Here is a 17,737-nt window from a genome sequence, read left to right on the forward strand (position 1 = left end):
GTAAAGTTATAAAACAGCATAATTTTTTTCCAGATAACGTAAAAAAATTCACCGTCCCGGAAATGTCCGGAGCGATACAAAATCAAAAAAATCCCAGGAGGAGATATATTATGAAAGAAAAAGTTGTTTTAGCGTATTCCGGTGGTCTTGATACCACAGCCCTGATCCCGTGGCTGAAAGAAACCTTTGATTATGACGTTGTCTGCTGCTGTGTAAACTGCGGACAGGGAAACGAGCTGGACGGTCTTGAAGAGAGAGCAAAAATGTCCGGTGCTTCCAAATTATATATCGAGGATATCGTCGATGAGTTCTGCGATGATTTCATCATGCCGTGTGTAGAGGCTGGTGCTGTATACGAGCATTCCTATCTTCTCGGAACTTCCATGGCTCGTCCGGTCATTGCCAAGAAGCTGGTTGAGATCGCACGTAAAGAGGGTGCCGTTGCTATCTGCCACGGTGCTACCGGTAAAGGAAATGACCAGATCCGTTTCGAGCTTGGCATCAAGGCTCTCGCTCCGGACATCAAAATCATTGCTCCATGGCGTATGACCGATCTGTGGACCATGCAGTCCCGTGAAGATGAGATCGAGTTCTGTAAGGCTCATGGCATCACTCTTCCATTTGATGCAAGCCACAGCTACAGCCGTGACAGAAACCTCTGGCACATCAGCCATGAGGGACTTGAGCTTGAGGATCCATCCCAGGCTCCGAACTATGATGACATGCTTGTATTAAGTGTAACACCTGAGAAGGCTCCGGATAAAGAAACTGAGATCACCATGACATTCGAGCAGGGTGTTCCGAAAACACTCAACGGAAAAGCAATGAAGGTTTCCGAGATCATCACAGAGCTGAACAAGCTTGGCGGTGAGAACGGCATCGGTATCGTTGATATTGTTGAGAACCGTGTTGTTGGTATGAAATCCCGTGGCGTTTATGAAACTCCTGGCGGAACGATCCTGATGGCAGCACATGACCAGCTTGAGGAGCTGATCCTTGACCGTGAGACAATGGAAGCCAAGAAAAAGCTTGGCAGCCAGTTTGCACAGGTTGTTTACGAAGGAAAATGGTACACACCTCTCCGTGAGGCTATCCAGGCATTTGTTGAGTCCACTCAGAAATATGTTACCGGTGAGGTTAAATTCAAGCTTTACAAAGGAAACATCATCAAGAATGGTACAACCTCTCCGTACAGCCTTTACAATGAGTCTCTTGCTTCCTTCACAACCGGTGATATGTATGATCATCATGATGCAGACGGATTCATCACTCTGTTTGGTCTGCCGCTGAAGGTTCGTGCCATGAAGCTTGCAGAAGTTAAGAATAACCAGAATCAGAACTAATTTTGTTGGACATTGTTCCGACAGATCATAAGAATGCCCCGGGAAGCTATATAAGTTCCCCGGGGTCTTTTGTTATATACTGCTTTGATCATATAATACCTAATAAACGAAAGGATTTTTTATCATGAACTCACAGAAAATGCCTCTGAAAAATTCTCTCTGCCTGCTTCTGGCCGCAACGATCTGGGGAATCGCCTTTGTTGCCCAGAGTGTGGGCATGGAATATGTCGGCCCCTTCACCTTCAACGGCGTCCGTTCCCTGATCGGCGCCGCTGTCCTGGTTCCGGTGCTCTTTATCCTGAACCGTTCCGGAAATAAATCCTCTGCTGCCACAGACTCCGCAATACCGGAATCCTCATCAGCACCTTCAGAAAAAGCTGTATCCCCCACGCCATATAACAGCCGTGACCTGTGGCTGGGCGGCATTGCCTGCGGATTTGCTCTTTTTGCTGCCAGCAGCTTCCAGCAGTTTGGTATCCAGTACACAACAGTAGGAAAAGCCGGCTTCATCACCGCCTGTTACATTGTCATCGTCCCGATCATCGGAATTTTCCTGAAAAAGAAATGCAGTCCCTTTATATGGGCAGCCGTTGTCATGGCTCTGATCGGGCTTTATCTTCTCTGTATCACAGACGGATTTTCCATTGGCCTCGGAGATATTCTGGTGCTGGTATGTGCTTTTCTCTTTTCCCTGCACATTCTGGTGATTGACTATTTTTCCCCGAAGGCAGACGGTGTAAAGCTTTCCTGTATCCAGTTTCTGGTCTGCGGGATCCTGTCCATGATCCCGGCACTTATTCTGGAACATCCGCAGATTTCTTCCATTCTTACTGCCTGGCTGCCGATCCTGTATGCCGGTGTGATGTCCTGCGGTGTTGCCTACACCCTGCAGGTCGTAGGCCAGAAAAATGTGAATCCCACCGTTGCTTCTCTGATCCTTTCTCTTGAATCCTGCATCTCCGTGCTTGCAGGCTGGGTGCTCCTGGATCAGAAGCTTTCCATAAAAGAGCTCCTTGGATGTGTCATCATGTTTGCAGCCATCATCCTGGCCCAGCTGCCGGAAAAAGAAAAAAATAATAAATAAAAAACAGGCAGCCGGTTTGGTATTTTACCTTCCGGCTGCCTGTCTGCATGTTTCTTATTCTGCTGCTTCTTCCTTCTTAATAAAGTTATTATAATGTGCCTTGATCTTCTCAAAGCTCTCCTGGCTGATGTCGTGCTCCATCTTGCAGGCATCCTCCATTGCGATCTCTGCCGGAACCCCAAGTCCCTCCAGCATCCTGGCAAGAACAATGTGACGCTCATAAATCTGATTGGCGATCTCTGCCCCCTTCTCCAGAAGTGTCACGGTACCGTAACGGTCCATGGCAATATAACCATCCTCACGAAGAAGCTTCATTGCGTGACTGACGCTTGGCTTGGAAACACCAAGTCTGGTCGCAATATCAATAGAACGGACTCCTCCGCCTTTTTTGGATAAAACCAGAATTGACTCAAGATAATCCTCCGCTGACTGTCTGATTTCCATATAAAATCCTCCCTGCAAAAATTTAACTCTATATAGACCCTCTAAAGGGATCTGAATCCCATTCCTTCCCTGTTCTACAGGCGAATATTAACTTTTAATATACCGCTTAAAGGATGTTGTGTCAAGCATTTCGCACATGTTTATCTTGACATTAAAAATAATTTCCCCGATAATAGTAGCTGAACAATATATCTGTTCTATAGCAGCCCGGAATCCTTTCCAGTAGTGCTGTCTTTTGAACAGTAAAGAAAGGAGATTTTTTATGCTCAAAACCCTTCTGGCCCAGGTCAGGGAGTTTAAAAAGGCATCGTTTCTCACGCCTTTTTTCATGATCCTGGAAGTTCTCTTTGAGACTCTGATCCCCCTGGCCATGGCTTCCATCATTGATAAGGGTGTGGAAGCCGGAAATATCGGCCATATCTATCGGATGGGTGCAGTTATGGTAGCTCTTGCCCTGTGCGGACTCTGGTCCGGCGTCATGGGAGGAAAATACGGAGCACTGGCCTCCACAGGCTTTGCCAGAAACCTCCGAAAAGCCATGTACACCAACATCCAGACCTTTTCTTTTTCCAACATCGACAAATACAGCACTGCCGGCCTGATCACCCGTCTTACCACTGATGTGACCAACCTGCAGAACGCCTATCAGATGATCCTTCGTATGTGTACCCGTGCACCGGCCAGTCTGATCTGTGCCATGGTCATGGCATTTCTTATCAATGCAAAGCTTGCAAGCATCTACCTTGTCGCTGTTATCTTCCTGGGAGGCTGTCTGATCTTTATCATGAGAAAAGCAACGGTATATTTTCAGGCCGTATTCCGTAAATATGACGACCTGAACGCAAGTGTCCAGGAAAACATCGGCGCTGTACGCGTTGTCAAGGCCTATGTCCGCGAAGACTACGAGATCAGCAAATTCCAGAAAGCCTGCAACAAAGTATACGAAATGTTCTTAAGTGCTGAGAAGATCGTTGTCATGAACATGCCCCTGATGCAGTTTACCGTTTATGCCTGTATCCTGGGGATCAGCTGGCTCGGCGCCAAAATGATCGTAGGCAGCTCCCTTACTACCGGTGAGCTTATGAGCCTTCTCACCTACTGCATGAACATTCTCATGAGCCTTATGATGCTTTCCATGGTTTTTGTTATGGTGACAATGAGTATTGCCAGCGCAGAGCGTGTTACGGAAGTCATCAATGATACTGCTGACATCACAGATCCGGAGGATCCGGTAACAGATGTCCCAGACGGAAGTATCGTCTTCGATCATGTAAATTTCAGCTATAAGAAAGACAGTCAGGAACCCGTTCTGAAGGATATCAATCTCTCGATCCGCTCCGGCGAGACCATAGGGATCATCGGCGGTACCGGAAGTGCAAAATCCAGCCTTGTCAACCTGATCAGCCGTCTTTATGACGTAACGGATGGTTCTGTTTCCGTAGGAGGCATTGATGTCCGTAAATACCATCTGGAATCTCTCAGAAATCAGGTTTCCGTTGTTCTTCAGAAGAATGTACTCTTCTCAGGAACCATTCTGGAAAACCTCCGATGGGGTGACAAAAATGCCACTGAGGAGGAATGCCGCCGCGCATGCCAGCTTGCCTGTGCCGATGATTTCATCGAAAAAATGCCTGACAAATACAATACCTTCATTGAACAGGGCGGCTCCAATGTTTCCGGAGGCCAGAAGCAGCGTCTCTGTATTGCCCGCGCTCTTCTGAAGAAGCCGAAGATACTGATCCTGGATGACTCCACCAGTGCAGTAGATACTGCCACAGATGCAAGGATCCGCCGTGCCTTTGCAGAGGAGATCCCGGATACCACCAAGCTGATCATCGCACAGCGTGTTTCCAGCATCCAGAACGCGGACCGGATCATCGTTATGGATAACGGTGAGATCAACGGTTTTGGTACCCACGAGGAGCTTCTTAAGACCAACGCCATTTATCAGGAAGTATTTCATTCACAGACCGGCGGCGCCGGTGATTTTGACGAGGGAGGTGAGCCGGCTTGAAAAAACAGAACATGAAAGGCCCGGGCGGTCCTGGCCCAAGGGGTATGGGAACACCGGAGCAGCCGGGAAAGCTTCTGGGACGCCTTGCCCGTTATATCTTTAAAAACTACAGTATCCATATCGTGATCGTGGTGATCTGCATTTTTATCAGTGTTCTTGCCAATGTACAGGGAACCATGTTCATGAAAACCCTGATCGACCAGTATATCACACCGCTTCTCTCAGCAGATACACCGGATTTCGGGCCTCTGGCTGCAGCCATCGCACGTGTGGCATGCTTTTATGCCATTGGTGTTATTGCCACCTATACTTATAACCGTATCATGATCAATGTTTCCCAGGGAACCTTACGTAACCTCCGAAACGATATGTTTGCAACGATGGAAACGCTTCCCATCAAATATTTTGACACTCACGCACACGGCGATATCATGTCCATCTACACCAACGACATTGATACCCTGCGCCAGATGATCAGCCAGAGCTTTCCGCAGCTGCTTTCCAGTGTGATCACCATCGTCAGTGTTCTTGTAAGTATGCTGATCCTGAATGTTCCGCTTACTGTAGTTACCCTGCTTATGGTTGCCATTATGATGACTGCCAGCCGGAAGCTTGCAGGCTTAAGCGGAAAATATTTCCTGGAGCAGCAGACCAACCTTGGTATTGTCAATGGTTATATCGAAGAGATGATGGAGGGTCAGAAGGTTGTCAAGGTCTTCTGCCACGAGGACGAAAGCATCCGGAAATTCGATGAACTGAACGACCAGCTTTTCACCAGCGCAGACAATGCAAACCGATTTGCCAACATCCTGATGCCTGTGGTCGCACAGCTTGGAAATGTCAGCTATGTGATCTGCGCCATGGTGGGCGGTATCCTTGCTATCAACGGCATCGGCAGCTTCACACTTGGCGGGCTTGCCAGCTTCCTGACCTTCAATAAGAGCTTCAACATGCCTATCAACCAGGTCAGCCAGCAGTTCAACAGTATTGTTATGGCTCTTGCAGGTGCAAAACGTATCTTTGATCTTCTGGATGAAAAACCGGAAGTGGATGAAGGCTACGTTACTCTCGTCAATGCAAAAGAGGAAAACGGTGTTCTTACCGAATCCGACAAACGTACCGGCCGCTGGGCATGGAAGCATTTCCACAAAGCTGAGGGTACCACTGATTATATCGAGCTGAAGGGTGATATGGTCCTGGAGGATGTAGACTTTGGTTATAATTCCAACAAGATCGTTCTCCATGACATCAACATGTATGCACAGCCAGGCCAGAAGATCGCTTTTGTAGGCTCTACCGGCGCCGGAAAAACCACCATCACCAATCTTCTGAACCGTTTTTACGACATTCAGAAGGGTAAGATCCGTTATGACGGCATCAACATCACCAAGATCAAAAAAGATGATCTCAGACGCTCCATGGGCATCGTTCTTCAGGATACCAACCTGTTCACAGCAACCGTTATGGAAAATATCCGCTACGGAAAGCTGGATGCCACAGATGAGGAGGTTATCGCAGCAGCAAAGCTTGCCAACGCCGACGGTTTCATCCGCAGGCTTCCGCAGGGTTATAATACCCTTCTCCGCGGAAACGGTGCAAACTTAAGTCAGGGCCAGCGACAGCTTCTCTCCATTGCCCGTGCAGCCGTTGCAGACCCACCCGTCCTGATCCTGGACGAGGCCACCAGCTCCATTGATACCCGTACCGAAAAGCTTGTACAGGATGGTATGGATAAGCTGATGGAAGGCAGGACGACCTTTGTGATCGCCCACAGACTTTCCACAGTACGCAACAGTGACTGCATCATGGTCCTGGAGCAGGGACACATCATCGAGCGTGGTTCCCACGAGGAGCTGCTTGCACAGAAGGGCCGGTATTATCAGCTGTATAACGGCTGATCCAGGCTCACAGCTATTTTCGATCTAAAATATTCAATACCAAAAACATGCAGGGTGTATCTTTTCTGATAGTCCTGCATGTTTTTTTATGCTATAATCTTTGATTGAAATCTATTTTTCCGGAAAGGAGTCTCCGTATTTTTATATATGAAACAAACTGAAGAATATTACTACGGCAGAATGCCGAAAGATAAACAAAACGTGTACCGTGCAGTGCTTCACGGGCTTATGGAGCTTTCCGACGAGTTCCTGATCCCGCAGGTACCAACCACCGATGGAAACTGGCTCTATGATGTATTTTTCCAGCTTCGTCTGGATCACCCGGAGATTTTCTGGGCTGTGGGGTTTAAATACCGTTATTACAAGGACTCGCCAAATCTGATACTGATTCCTGAATATATCTTCGACAAAAATAAAATCCGGGAGCATCAGAAAGCCCTGGGAGCCCGCGTAGACAAGCTTGTGCGCACCGCCATGAAGTTTTCCGAGTGGGATAAGGAAAAATATGTCCATGACTTCATCTGTGAAAATATCCGCTACGACAAGCTGAAAAAGCCATATTCCCACGAGATCATCGGGCCTCTGGGCCATGGTGTCGGTGTCTGCGAGGGAATCGCCAAATCCGTAAAGGTCCTCTGTGATGCCCTTGGTGTATGGTGTATTATCGCCATCTGCGAGAACAATCCGGAAAAAGGGATCAAATACCGTCATACCTGGAACATCGTCCGGATCAACGGACAGTACTATCATCTGGATGCCACCTTCGATAATACTCTGGGCAAAAACGAAGACGGCTCAACCAGTATCCGTTACGATTATTTTAATCTGGATGACAAAAACATCTTCCGTGACCATGAACCACTGATTGCTCCGGCACCCCCCTGCCCGGATGGAAACCACTTTTATTACCGCGAGAAAAAGCTGTCCTTCACCAAATTGGAAGACGTATACAAACGTGCCCTCCAGGCCGCAAAAAAAGGCCGCGAATTCACCTTCCACTGGCGAGGCGGATATCTCACCCGCGAAGTCCTCGCAGACCTTGTAGATCAGATCCAAGCCGCAGGAAAGACACGGGACAAAAAAGCCATCATCACACTCAACTGGCCTCAGGCTGTACTGCGATTTCATTTTGCGGAACAGCAGGCGGAAGGGAAGGTGTTTATTGAGGAAGTAAATGAAGGGGAGAAACTGTAACGTCATTTAAAAAATTCGATAGAGTCAAAATGCCACATATCATTATGCATATGTGGCATTTTTCTGTGAATATAATTCTAAAAATTAAAAGACTTTCCATAAATCAGATTTATAGAAAGCCTCTTGATCACTGCGGATAACAGGACTTGAACCTGCACGGTTGCCCACTGGTACCTAAAACCAGCGCGTCTGCCAATTCCGCCATATCCGCATATTCAATTATATTTTCATCCTGTCTGATGATAAAAAAATAACGGAAAGCAAATGCTTTCCGCTAATGAGGCATCGGGGATTCGAACCCCGGACAACTTGATTAAAAGTCAAGTGCTCTACCGACTGAGCTAATACCCCATAAAAAAGGACTGGGCTAGCTGGATTCGAACCAGCGAATGCAGCAGTCAAAGTGCTGTGCCTTACCGCTTGGCGATAGCCCAATGGGCGAAGGGTGGATACAGGGATTCGAACCCTGGGCCTCCAGAGCCACAATCTGGCGCGCTAACCAACTGCGCTATACCCACCACAACGTGCCTGAAGGGATTCGAACCCCCGACCCACGGCTTAGAAGGCCGTTGCTCTATCCAGCTGAGCTACAGACACATGCTCTCTTCTCAGAGAAGCGGGTGATGGGAATCGAACCCACGTATCCAGCTTGGAAGGCTGGTGTTCTACCATTGAACTACACCCGCATGCTTGCGGTAATAAGTTTACAGCAGTCGGGGTGACAGGATTCGAACCTGCGGCCTCCTGGTCCCAAACCAGGCGCTCTAGCCAAACTGAGCCACACCCCGATGTACCATTTACTTATGGTTTTTATTAAGTTGTTGTCGTCTTCGTTTGTGTTTCGTTTTTGTTTCCTGCCTGACGACAAGTGATATTATATTATAGCAATCTACAAATGTCAACACCTTTTTTGAATTTTTTTAAAAAAACTTTTTTTCACGTTTTTTCCGCCTATTTAAAGGTTTTCTTGTCATTTGCGACTGGCTTATGGTATCATGAAACCATAATTAAAGTCAAGAAAAAAAGCAAATAATAAGGAGATGTTTTTACATGGATATAAAATTATTTCAGCAGAAGCTTAATGACATCTGTGCCATCGCTGAGGAAAACAATAAGCAGCTCTCCCAGCAGCAGATCCGTGACCATTTCGATGAATCGGATCTGAGCACTTCACAGCTTGTAAAGATCCTTCAGTATCTCAAATTAAAAGGGATCACCATCGAAGGCGCCGATGAAGGCACCGGTGCTGCCAGAGCAGATGCTGTTTCATCCGAATCCAGCGACAAAGAAGAGCTTCCGGGTACCCGTGCTGCTCTTACTGCCGAGGAACAGGCTTATCTCAGTGACTATATGGAAAGCTTTTCCCCGGAGGGACTTGATCCGGATGATCTTGCGTCCCTCTTTCAGGCCTTTGCAAAGGGAGACACTGCTGCCGAAGGTGCACTGACACAGTTCTACATGGCTCAGGCAGCCCAGATGGCCGCTGAACTGAACTGTGAGGAAATCCACCTGGCCGATCTCATTCAGGAGGCAAATCTGGCCCTTCTGGCGTCTCTCAAAGAGACAGACCCACAGGAGAAAAACGATACCTGGATGCGTGGTCGTATCCGCAGCGGGATCCTTCATGCCATTGAGGAACAGACACAGCAGAAATTCCGTGACGACTATCTGGTATCCAAGGTAGAAAACCTGGAGGCTGCGGTTAAAGAACTCACAGACGATGATGACGCCACCAAATTCACCATTGATGAGCTTGCCGTGATCCTGGATATGAATGTGGATGAGATCCGGGATGTACTTCGCCTTACCGGAGATGATAAATAAAGCTTTCTTCATATTCTTCACAAAAACGGGTCTGACATAGCTTGTCAGACCCGTAATCTTAATATTCTTTATGCTTTTTCTTCCCGTTTCAGCTCCGCCGGTTCTGCAAGATGGATCTTTCCTTCCCGAAATATGTGGATAAATACCTCCGCCATATCCGGATCGAACTGTTTTCCTTCCTCTTCTCTTATGATCCGAAGAGCTTTTTCCACTGGCATCAGTTCTTTATAACAACGTTTGGATGTCATGGCGTCAAAGGAATCTGCGATGCAGAGGATCCTTGCAGATGCCGGGATATCTTCTCCCGCGATCCTCCTTGGATAGCCGTTTCCGTCATAACGTTCGTGATGACCGATAACCGCAGGGATAACATAATCCAGCGACGGAAGGTGACGGATGATCCCGATGGACGCTTCCACATGACCTTTCATGATCTCATACTCTTCATCCGTAAGCTTGCCTTCTTTATTCAGGATATGCTCCGGGATCCCGATCTTTCCAACATCATGAAGAAGCGCCGCCTGACGGATGATCTCCACCATTTCCGTTGTATAGTTCAGCGCCTTCGCAAGACTTGTTGCGTAATAAGCCACATTGTTGGAATGTCCGAAGGTATAATGATCTTTGGTATCAATGGCTGCAGTCAGCGCATAGATCGTGGATTCATAGGACTGATAAATATGTTCATGATCGGATTTCTTACCCGCATTTTCTTCATCCAGGCTTTCCTTCAGCATGGTGTCAAAAATCTCGATGCCGTTTTTACCGCTGCGCTTTACATGATATACTGCCAGGTCCGCATTATCCAGGAGTTCCTTTGCTGAGCGTGCCGCATAAGGCGCCGCACTGATCCCCACGCTTACCGTAAGGATTTTCAGCTTGTAGTCTGCAGAATCGTTGCGCATATGCAGGATCTGCTTCTGTATGGATTCTGCCAGATTTCTGGCGGAAAAAATATCGTAATTTGGCATCAGGACCGCAAATTCCTTGGCACTGTGACGTGCCACATATCCCTGTTCTCCCACGCTTGCCTGGATGATATCTGCCACCTTTCGAAGTGCAACATCTCCCTGCTGATTTCCGTACAGCTGATTGTACAGCTTGAAATCATCAATATTGAACAGGATCAGTGCAAGCGAACCCTCTTTATTTTTTTCGTATTCCTCATCCAGGATCTCATAAAAATATTTCCGGTTCAGAAGGCCCGTCAGTTCATCGGTCCTTGCCTCAGTCCATGCCGCCTCATAAAGTCTGGCATTTTTGATGGCAATGGAAGCTACTGAGCTGACCGAAGACAGCATGGCAAGGTCATTATGGTTCAGATTCCTGTGTCCGTCACCGGAAATCGCAATGATCCCGGCCAGATCATCATTTTGTCGAAGACCTGCACAGTATTCGATACCCAACTCTGAAAACATATGTTTCTCCGACTCCCACATGGATTTGTAGGCTGTGGAAGAACGAAAATCCCGGATCACCACACAGTCCTCATTTCTGGTAAGCCAGGTGACCACCGGATTGTCCGCTTTCAGCGAAAAGGTCAGATCGTTCAACGGACGGTTGCTGTAAACAGCCTGATATTCCCCTGATTTTTTGTCTCTCAGACAAATATAGATCCGTCCTGCATTGGTAGTTTCCTTCAGCACATTTACCGTATTGCGCAGGATCTCTCCTACCCGGAGTGTCCTGGATACTGACTGGCTGAAATCTTTCAGCTCCTGAGACTGCTGGATCTCTTTTTTGATAAAAACATTGTTCATCAGACATTTCCACAGCACTGTGACCAGCCATGCAGATATAAGAAAAACGAAAGAAAAGATCAGCACATGATACTCACTGGCTGCAGGGAGCAGCATTCGGATATAACTCATCAGGTACGGTGAAAGATTGATAAACAGTACTACCGTCAGGACCACGCCCACACCAAAGCAAACCCCATCTGACGCAAGACGGCGCATCTGGAACAGCCGTCTTCTGGTCAATGCATAAAGCATCAGGACAGCATTGATCAGACCGCTGACAATATCGATGGGGAATCCGGAAAATACCGGCACTGCCAGCGCAAGGTTTCCCACAAAAATGATCAGTATCCCCACAAGGATCGGTTCGATCTGTTTGCGGTATCCGGGATGTCTCCGGCATCCGCGGTACATGGTAATAAAAATCTGGATAATGGTGATCCCTGCTACCACAAAGAACAGAAGGAACCAGGGTGTGATCTTATAAACAAAATGCGCACCACCGTTTTTACGGATCAGATCCGGCCAGCGCAGGATGATCCCGCCCGGGATGTTGATCACAAAAAGCAGCAGCATCAAAAACAATGGGATCTTGCTTTTTCTGCCCATACGCACTCCCATGAATTCACTGATGAACACATAGTAAAAATATGGCAGAAACAGGATTCCTGCCAGAGACACATAATACCACAGGATATAAGAGGGGCCTGCTTCCATACGCATCAGAAAAGAGCCCAGCGTCCAGCAGAGCATTCCTCCCAGCACACACATGAAACTGTTGATGATCCGGCTGCGCTTACCAGCCAGAAGAGTCAGTATCATAAATGTATAGAAAAAAACTGAAATGATTGAAAATGATATATAGCTTTCCATAGTTACTTCCTCATATTCCCGAATCCGATCTCATCCTGCAGTCTCAAAAGTTCCGCCACCTCATAATAAGGAGTGCTCATATGCCGTGGTTTCCGTCCTTTTCTGGACTCATACAGATGAAAGGTACCACAGCGCAGGATGGTCACCACAAGGGGATCCATTCCCAGGATTTTCTTCAGATCCCGGTAATCCTGATCGATATATTTGAAATACGTGGTCAGAAGTTCTTTCAGAATATCCGTGCTCATAGCCTGATACATCAGCGCTTCTTTTTTTACTTCTATATAAAGATGCAGATATGGGCGTTTTTTCTCATTATATTCTTTCACTGCGATCCAATCCGTAACCGGCTGCCCGGACAGCTGGATCACACTTTTGATACCATTTTCCGAAATCCTGGTAAAGCCTGCGATATCAATGATCCACGGAACACGGTCTATGTACTCAAATCTTGGGATCTGTGTCCGGTCCTCCTGGTTGGTAAGACCCACGCACCGATACATATCTCCCACACGGTACCTGGCAAAGGCTCCGCCCTTCAGCACAGTGATCACAAGCTCATATTTCTCCCCGGGAACAACCTCATCCATAAGATAGGTCGGAGGAGTGAACGTGGGATCCTCATAATTATGGAGCATATCCTTTTCGGTGATAAATTCATAAAAGCAGGTATCCGGAAAAAAGTACATTCCGTTCCTGGTCCAGGTCTCGGTTCCTATAATGGAAGGTTCCGTTCCTGCAAAAAGCTCCATGGGCCGAACTCCCCACATTTCCTCCAGATCATCCTTATAGCACTGGTTGTCGGTTCCTGCCACCATAAATCCCTTCAGGTGAAAAAGGTCTTTCGGAAGAAGCTCCCGTTTCTCCTTCTTACAGATCTTTTTGGCATTCAGGATCCTTTTCAGCATCTTTGGTTTATACTGCAGAAGTTCCGAAAAGGAGATTTTGCTTTTTCCTGATGATACGCTTCCGGTGAGGCTCTGGCTTACTGCATAGGCCACACTTCCAAGTCCGAAGAAAAATTCCACGTCCTGTTTCATGGCCATCTTGAAGCCCTCTTTGTTCCGCTCACCAAAGCTCATATTTACCGCATCTTCCACTTCCGGAAGAAAACGGATGTCGATGTCCTCTTTCAGCGCCAGTGGAAAAAGGCCGGTAGCAAAAGGCAGCGGTGCCAGTCCGTAAAGGATCTTGTCCGTTTCCTCCACATCAAATTTGCCCTTTTCACGGCTTGTAGCCAATATGAGGCAGGCAACTACATTGTTCCTGTAGGTATCCAGCATACTTCTTGTGTATGGTGCTACCTTTATCGGATGGCGTCCGCCTTCCCAGGTCGTCTGTATCCAGATGATCGGATTCCCCGGAAGAGTTTCACTTCTCTTCTGGAGGAGCATATCCGCATAATCCTCATAAGTGGTAAGAGGTACCAGCCGACGGAACTCGTCGATCCCGGATGGTCTCCTGCCCTTCAGAATGCTTTTGCCCAGTTCACAGTCTGACCAGAGCTGGATCTGCTCTTCCATCAGGCGATTCTGGATCTTCATGTAATCCTGCATTGTCAGATCAAGAAATCCGCAATATTCTTTCCAGATAGCATCATACTGCTGTTTTCGAAGCTTTTCGCCAAGACTCACCGCCTTTTCCCCCCTTTTCGCCATGTTTTTATACAGGCAGCTGTACTGTTTCGGTCTGGGATCAGAAAGGGAGTTGTCTGCTGATACGCTCCGTAATTACTGAATGTTTCCGGAAACACGATCCTGTCCTGGTAAAAAATGTACAATATGTTCCACACGATAAGGACCCCAAAAGCCCCCATTGCCTTCCCGGATCCCAGAAATCCGGCCAGGCAAAAATAAAATCCGGCGAACCACAGAACGCCAGGATGTCGGCAGAGTGCATAAACACCCTCTGTATAGGCCAGCCTTTCATGATTTTCTTTGACATATGTCTCATCAAAGGGCAGCGCAAAAAACAATGTATAGATCAACAGTCCCAGAAACAGGATCGCTGCTGTCAGAAAAACAGCAGAAATAAAAAAAGAACTTCCCCGCCGCGGCCAGCAGCTCCGGATCACCAGACCTGTTGACACTGCGATCAGGAAACATCCTATGCTAAAAAACGGATGAAGAAAGCTTTTTTTCAATCGGATACTGTTATGATCATACAGGAAGCAGCATAAAAAGCCGATACTCCCTATAATAACCGCAGTCATCTGTATTTTCCCCCTTCATTTATGTAAAGCGGACCTTCTCATTCCGCTCTGCTGCATTCTCAGGAACGAGACCCCTTCATGGTCAGTACCCTAAAGAATGCTCTATATTACTAGAAAACAACTACTTGTTCATTATATAGCACATAGCTGACTTTCGCAATCGTTTTTGACTAATATATGCTGAATATTGGCACAAATTTTATCAATTATGACAGTTTATTTGTTTTTTCTGCCGGAATCAGAGGTAACGGATCTCTACGTGCATTTCGCCCTTTCCATCTGTCTCCATTACTGCATAGCTTGGATGGCGTCCCCGTTGTCTGGGAAAAGCCAGACTTCCGGGATTTACCAGAAGCACACCTGCTTCCTTTTCAACAACCGGTACGTGGATATGTCCGAAAAAAGCCGCATTGCATCCCCTTGAGCGGGCAGCTTCTGCCAGCTGATCAAAGGCCATGGATACACCGTAGTAATGACCGTGAGTTACCAGGATCTTATTTCCCTCGACCTCGATCACATCTTCTCTCGGAAGATCCGAGAAAAAATCATTATTTCCGGACACAATACTGCAGGGACATTCTGCAAGGGCTTCGATATAAAATTCTCTGCCTTCCACATCTCCGCAATGTACCAGCATGTCAAAAGGAGCCTCCCGATTTATCGCGATCTCCAGGTTTTCATCTCTTCCGTGAGTATCGCTTACGATCAGCACCTTCATACAAGCTCTTCCTTTATAAGGCAAAGAGCTTTTCCACGATGGCTGATCCTGTTCTTTTCTTCCATGGAAAGCTCTGCGGAAGTACAGCCATATTCCGGAAGATAAAAGATCGGGTCATAGCCAAAGCCATTCTCCCCTTTTTCCTCGTAGCCGATGCGGCCTTCCATGGCAGCACGTACTGTCTTTCTTCTGCCATCCGGGAAAGCTGCCGCAATAGCACATACAAAACGTGCAGTACGTTTCTCATCAGGTACACCTTCCAGACGCTGGATCAGGTTTGCGTTTTTAATATGATAAGAAGTATCCTCACCCATATAGCGTGCGGAATAGATTCCCGGCTCTTTGTTCAGATAGTCGATCTCCAGACCGGAATCATCTGCCAGAACGATCTCGCCGGTCATTTTACTGATTGCTTCTGCCTTGATCATGGCATTTTCTTCAAAGCTTTTTCCATTTTCATCAATATCCGCATGGATCCCGGCATCCTTCAGGGAAAGGATCTCCAGAGAAGGATCCGCAAGTATCCTTCGGATCTCCTTCATTTTATCCTCATTTCCGGTAGCAAAAATGATCTTTTTCATTCTTTAATACTTCCTTTCTTCGGCGGACGTGGTCCAAGAAACTGGTAATAGTAGGTTTTCATCATTCCGTTATAGATCTTACGGTTTTTATCTGCCTTTCGGCCGATGTCATTCTCTGCCTTGTCATAGGCAGTGATCAGATACATGGACCAGCGATCCAGCCCCTTATAGCTTTCACCGATCTCACGGTACAGTGCAGGGAGATTGGATTTTTCTTCGATCCGCTCACCATATGGCGGATTTGACACGATAAAACCAAAGGGTTTGGAATGGCGGAGTTCACTGACCGGGCGCTGCTGGAAATGGATCAGTCTGTCCACTCCTGCCATTTTTGCGTTGGCGCGTGCTGCCTTGATGGCAGCTGCATCGATATCAAAGCCCTGGATATCGGTTTCAATATCAAGATTTACACGTTCTCTGGCTTCTTCTCTTGCATCCTCCCAGCATTCCTTCGGGATCAGATGCTCCCAGCTCTCGGCCAGAAAATGACGGTTCAGTCCCGGCGCCATATCCGCTGCCATCATTGCCGCCTCAATAGGAAAGGTGCCGCTTCCGCAGAACGGATCGACAAGAATACGGTCCTTTTTCCAGGGGGTGAGCATCAAAAGAGCGCTGGCAAGCGTCTCGGTGATAGGTGCCTTGACAGTCATCTGGCGATACCCTCTCTTATGGAGGGATACTCCTGAAGTGTCGATTCCGATCAGAGCTACGTCTTTCATAAAGGCCACACGGATAGGAAATTCCGGACCGTCTTCCGGAAACCAGGAAATCCCGTAGATACCTTTGAGACGCTCTACAATGGCTTTTTTCATAATGGACTGGATATCAGATGGACTGAAAAGCTTACTTTTGATGGAGTTTGCCTTGGCTACCCAGAATTTACCGTTTTTCGGTATGTAATTCTCCCATGGGAGAGCCTTGGTCTTTTCAAAAAGCTCATCAAAAGTCTCGGCCTTTACTTCGCCTACTTTCAGAAGCACACGTTCTGTGGTACGAAGGAACAGATTGGCGTCTGCCACACCCTGGGCATCAGCCTCAAAGGTTACTCTTCCGTCTTCCACCCTGGTCACTTCATAGCCAAGATCCAGTATTTCACGCTTCAGCACCGCCTCTGTTCCAAAATGACAGGGCGCCGTTAATTCCCACAGATTCATAAAGTGATCTCCCGTACTGTATTTCCTTCAAAATCTTTAATAGTAAAAATTTCGTTCTCAAGGATTGCATAGGTCGGCGGGTTACCTTCCTTTGGAATGGATACGGAACCTGGGTTCAGAAGGATATAATTCCCCATATTTTCTGCCTTCAGCACATGTGTATGACCGTGGATCAGAATGTCTCCGTCCATCATCGGCGGAAGATTATCCTTATTATAGATATGACCGTGTGTGGCGTACATCGTTTTTCCTTCGATGGCAAGGATACAGTAATCTGCCATAACCGGGAAGTCCAGGACCATCTGATCCACCTCTGCCTCACAGTTTCCGCGTACTGCATAGATCTGGTTTTTTCTCTCATTTAAAAGGCGGATGACTTCCTTTGGTGCGTATTCCTTCGGAAGGTCATTTCTTGGTCCGTGATAAAGCAGATCTCCCAGAAGCACCAGTCTCTCCGCCTTCTCCTTGTCATATGCTTCCAGCATTTTCCGGCAGTAATATGCCGAACCATGTACATCGGACGCAAACATATATTTCATAAGCTTTTCTCCTTGTAATTTGTGTTGGTTTTTATCTCTGTTCTTTACATTATCATGATTTCCTTTAAAATACAAGATTTGTTACAGATATGCATTCGCAATCTATTTTGATATCGTCCG

At 47.2% G+C, this 17,737-nt stretch carries 14 protein-coding genes and 7 tRNA genes; 6 read left to right on the forward strand and 15 right to left on the reverse strand.

All coding sequences use genetic code 11. The annotated features are described in order from the left end of the window. Window positions 1-110 precede the first annotated feature (110 nt). Both ACTNDQ_RS00465 and ACTNDQ_RS00470 read left to right on the forward strand, forming a co-directional pair. Window positions 111-1,343 carry an argininosuccinate synthase gene (locus tag ACTNDQ_RS00465; protein WP_015526007.1) on the forward strand — a complete coding sequence of 411 codons (1,233 nt, stop codon included), beginning with the start codon at window positions 111-113 and terminating at the stop codon, window positions 1,341-1,343. 139 nt (window positions 1,344-1,482) lie between these two features. Then, on the forward strand, window positions 1,483-2,427 hold the full coding sequence (locus tag ACTNDQ_RS00470; protein ID WP_441063221.1) for a DMT family transporter: 945 nt from the start codon (window positions 1,483-1,485) through the stop codon (window positions 2,425-2,427). Between the two features lie 54 nt (window positions 2,428-2,481). Here ACTNDQ_RS00470 and ACTNDQ_RS00475 read toward each other — a convergent pair whose 3' ends face one another. Beyond that, a complete protein-coding gene (locus ACTNDQ_RS00475; protein ID WP_015526009.1) occupies window positions 2,482-2,871 on the reverse strand; it encodes a metal-dependent transcriptional regulator in 390 nt (129 codons plus the stop codon). A 262-nt stretch (window positions 2,872-3,133) separates the two neighbouring features. On the opposite strand from ACTNDQ_RS00475, the gene ACTNDQ_RS00480 reads away from it, so the two are divergent. The 3 genes from ACTNDQ_RS00480 to ACTNDQ_RS00490 all read left to right on the forward strand — a co-directional run bounded on the left by ACTNDQ_RS00480 (window position 3,134) and on the right by ACTNDQ_RS00490 (window position 7,977). Further along, entirely contained in the window at window positions 3,134-4,885 is a 1,752-nt protein-coding gene (locus ACTNDQ_RS00480; RefSeq protein ID WP_118368619.1) for an ABC transporter ATP-binding protein, read from the forward strand. Between the two features lie 11 nt (window positions 4,886-4,896). Beyond that, window positions 4,897-6,783, forward strand: a complete 1,887-nt coding sequence (locus ACTNDQ_RS00485) for an ABC transporter ATP-binding protein (RefSeq protein WP_278795391.1) — start codon at window positions 4,897-4,899, stop codon at window positions 6,781-6,783. A gap of 180 nt (window positions 6,784-6,963) precedes the next feature. Continuing rightward, window positions 6,964-7,977, forward strand: a complete 1,014-nt coding sequence (locus ACTNDQ_RS00490) for a transglutaminase domain-containing protein (protein WP_441063193.1) — start codon at window positions 6,964-6,966, stop codon at window positions 7,975-7,977. Between the two features lie 131 nt (window positions 7,978-8,108). Here the strand turns inward: ACTNDQ_RS00490 and ACTNDQ_RS00495 are convergent. The 7 genes from ACTNDQ_RS00495 to ACTNDQ_RS00525 all read right to left on the reverse strand — a co-directional run bounded on the left by ACTNDQ_RS00495 (window position 8,109) and on the right by ACTNDQ_RS00525 (window position 8,765). Further along, window positions 8,109-8,188: transfer RNA gene (locus ACTNDQ_RS00495), tRNA-Leu, on the reverse strand. Window positions 8,189-8,255: 67 nt separating this feature from the next. Beyond that, window positions 8,256-8,328, reverse strand: a tRNA-Lys gene (locus ACTNDQ_RS00500). Window positions 8,329-8,339: 11 nt separating this feature from the next. After that, window positions 8,340-8,411: transfer RNA gene (locus ACTNDQ_RS00505), tRNA-Gln, on the reverse strand. Between the two features lie 10 nt (window positions 8,412-8,421). Continuing rightward, window positions 8,422-8,495: transfer RNA gene (locus tag ACTNDQ_RS00510), tRNA-His, on the reverse strand. Window positions 8,496-8,500: 5 nt separating this feature from the next. Further along, window positions 8,501-8,574 (reverse strand) — tRNA-Arg (locus ACTNDQ_RS00515). An 18-nt stretch (window positions 8,575-8,592) separates the two neighbouring features. Next, a tRNA-Gly gene (locus tag ACTNDQ_RS00520) sits at window positions 8,593-8,663 on the reverse strand. A gap of 27 nt (window positions 8,664-8,690) precedes the next feature. Then, window positions 8,691-8,765: transfer RNA gene (locus ACTNDQ_RS00525), tRNA-Pro, on the reverse strand. Between the two features lie 262 nt (window positions 8,766-9,027). Between ACTNDQ_RS00525 and ACTNDQ_RS00530 the strand changes: the two genes are divergently transcribed. Then, a complete protein-coding gene (locus ACTNDQ_RS00530; protein ID WP_144096145.1) occupies window positions 9,028-9,801 on the forward strand; it encodes a hypothetical protein in 774 nt (257 codons plus the stop codon). Between the two features lie 68 nt (window positions 9,802-9,869). Here the strand turns inward: ACTNDQ_RS00530 and ACTNDQ_RS00535 are convergent, their stop codons facing one another. The 7 genes from ACTNDQ_RS00535 to yfcE form a co-directional block, all read right to left on the reverse strand. After that, window positions 9,870-12,413: a histidine kinase N-terminal 7TM domain-containing diguanylate cyclase/phosphohydrolase gene (locus tag ACTNDQ_RS00535; protein WP_278795337.1), complete on the reverse strand. Its 2,544-nt coding sequence runs from the start codon at window positions 12,411-12,413 to the stop codon at window positions 9,870-9,872. Between the two features lie 2 nt (window positions 12,414-12,415). Beyond that, a complete protein-coding gene (locus tag ACTNDQ_RS00540) occupies window positions 12,416-14,047 on the reverse strand; it encodes a GH3 family domain-containing protein (protein WP_178818263.1) in 1,632 nt (543 codons plus the stop codon). Next, entirely contained in the window at window positions 14,044-14,625 is a 582-nt protein-coding gene (locus ACTNDQ_RS00545) for a hypothetical protein (protein ID WP_118608104.1), read from the reverse strand. Before ACTNDQ_RS00545 ends, ACTNDQ_RS00540 begins: the two co-directional genes overlap by 4 nt. A 238-nt stretch (window positions 14,626-14,863) precedes the next feature. Beyond that, a complete protein-coding gene (locus tag ACTNDQ_RS00550; RefSeq protein ID WP_288788089.1) occupies window positions 14,864-15,343 on the reverse strand; it encodes a metallophosphoesterase family protein in 480 nt (159 codons plus the stop codon). Beyond that, entirely contained in the window at window positions 15,340-15,924 is a 585-nt protein-coding gene (locus ACTNDQ_RS00555; protein ID WP_110103311.1) for an XTP/dITP diphosphatase, read from the reverse strand. Before ACTNDQ_RS00555 ends, ACTNDQ_RS00550 begins: the two co-directional genes overlap by 4 nt. Next, window positions 15,921-17,078: a THUMP domain-containing class I SAM-dependent RNA methyltransferase gene (locus ACTNDQ_RS00560; RefSeq protein WP_441063197.1), complete on the reverse strand. Its 1,158-nt coding sequence runs from the start codon at window positions 17,076-17,078 to the stop codon at window positions 15,921-15,923. The genes ACTNDQ_RS00555 and ACTNDQ_RS00560 overlap by 4 nt, the downstream gene beginning before the upstream one ends. Further along, complete coding sequence (gene yfcE, locus ACTNDQ_RS00565; protein ID WP_278795334.1) at window positions 17,075-17,617, reverse strand: phosphodiesterase; 543 nt, start codon at window positions 17,615-17,617, stop codon at window positions 17,075-17,077. The genes ACTNDQ_RS00560 and yfcE overlap by 4 nt, the downstream gene beginning before the upstream one ends. Window positions 17,618-17,737: the final 120 nt, after the last annotated feature.

It is taken from the genome of Blautia massiliensis (ex Liu et al. 2021), from assembly GCF_052064225.1.
Taxonomy (GTDB): Bacteria; Bacillota; Clostridia; order Lachnospirales; family Lachnospiraceae; genus Blautia_A; species Blautia_A fusiformis.

Coding starts and splice junctions, on each gene's coding strand:
- ACTNDQ_RS00560 (WP_441063197.1), bottom strand. CDS start 17,078: ATGAATCTGTGGGAATTAACGGCGCCCTGTCATTTTGGAACAGAGGCG.
- ACTNDQ_RS00490 (WP_441063193.1), top strand. CDS start 6,964: ATGCCGAAAGATAAACAAAACGTGTACCGTGCAGTGCTTCACGGGCTT.
- ACTNDQ_RS00470 (WP_441063221.1), top strand. CDS start 1,483: ATGCCTCTGAAAAATTCTCTCTGCCTGCTTCTGGCCGCAACGATCTGG.
- ACTNDQ_RS00485 (WP_278795391.1), top strand. CDS start 4,897: ATGAAAGGCCCGGGCGGTCCTGGCCCAAGGGGTATGGGAACACCGGAG.
- yfcE (WP_278795334.1), bottom strand. CDS start 17,617: ATGAAATATATGTTTGCGTCCGATGTACATGGTTCGGCATATTACTGC.
- ACTNDQ_RS00530 (WP_144096145.1), top strand. CDS start 9,028: ATGGATATAAAATTATTTCAGCAGAAGCTTAATGACATCTGTGCCATC.
- ACTNDQ_RS00480 (WP_118368619.1), top strand. CDS start 3,134: ATGCTCAAAACCCTTCTGGCCCAGGTCAGGGAGTTTAAAAAGGCATCG.
- ACTNDQ_RS00555 (WP_110103311.1), bottom strand. CDS start 15,924: ATGAAAAAGATCATTTTTGCTACCGGAAATGAGGATAAAATGAAGGAG.
- ACTNDQ_RS00535 (WP_278795337.1), bottom strand. CDS start 12,413: ATGGAAAGCTATATATCATTTTCAATCATTTCAGTTTTTTTCTATACA.
- ACTNDQ_RS00545 (WP_118608104.1), bottom strand. CDS start 14,625: ATGACTGCGGTTATTATAGGGAGTATCGGCTTTTTATGCTGCTTCCTG.
- ACTNDQ_RS00465 (WP_015526007.1), top strand. CDS start 111: ATGAAAGAAAAAGTTGTTTTAGCGTATTCCGGTGGTCTTGATACCACA.
- ACTNDQ_RS00475 (WP_015526009.1), bottom strand. CDS start 2,871: ATGGAAATCAGACAGTCAGCGGAGGATTATCTTGAGTCAATTCTGGTT.
- ACTNDQ_RS00550 (WP_288788089.1), bottom strand. CDS start 15,343: ATGAAGGTGCTGATCGTAAGCGATACTCACGGAAGAGATGAAAACCTG.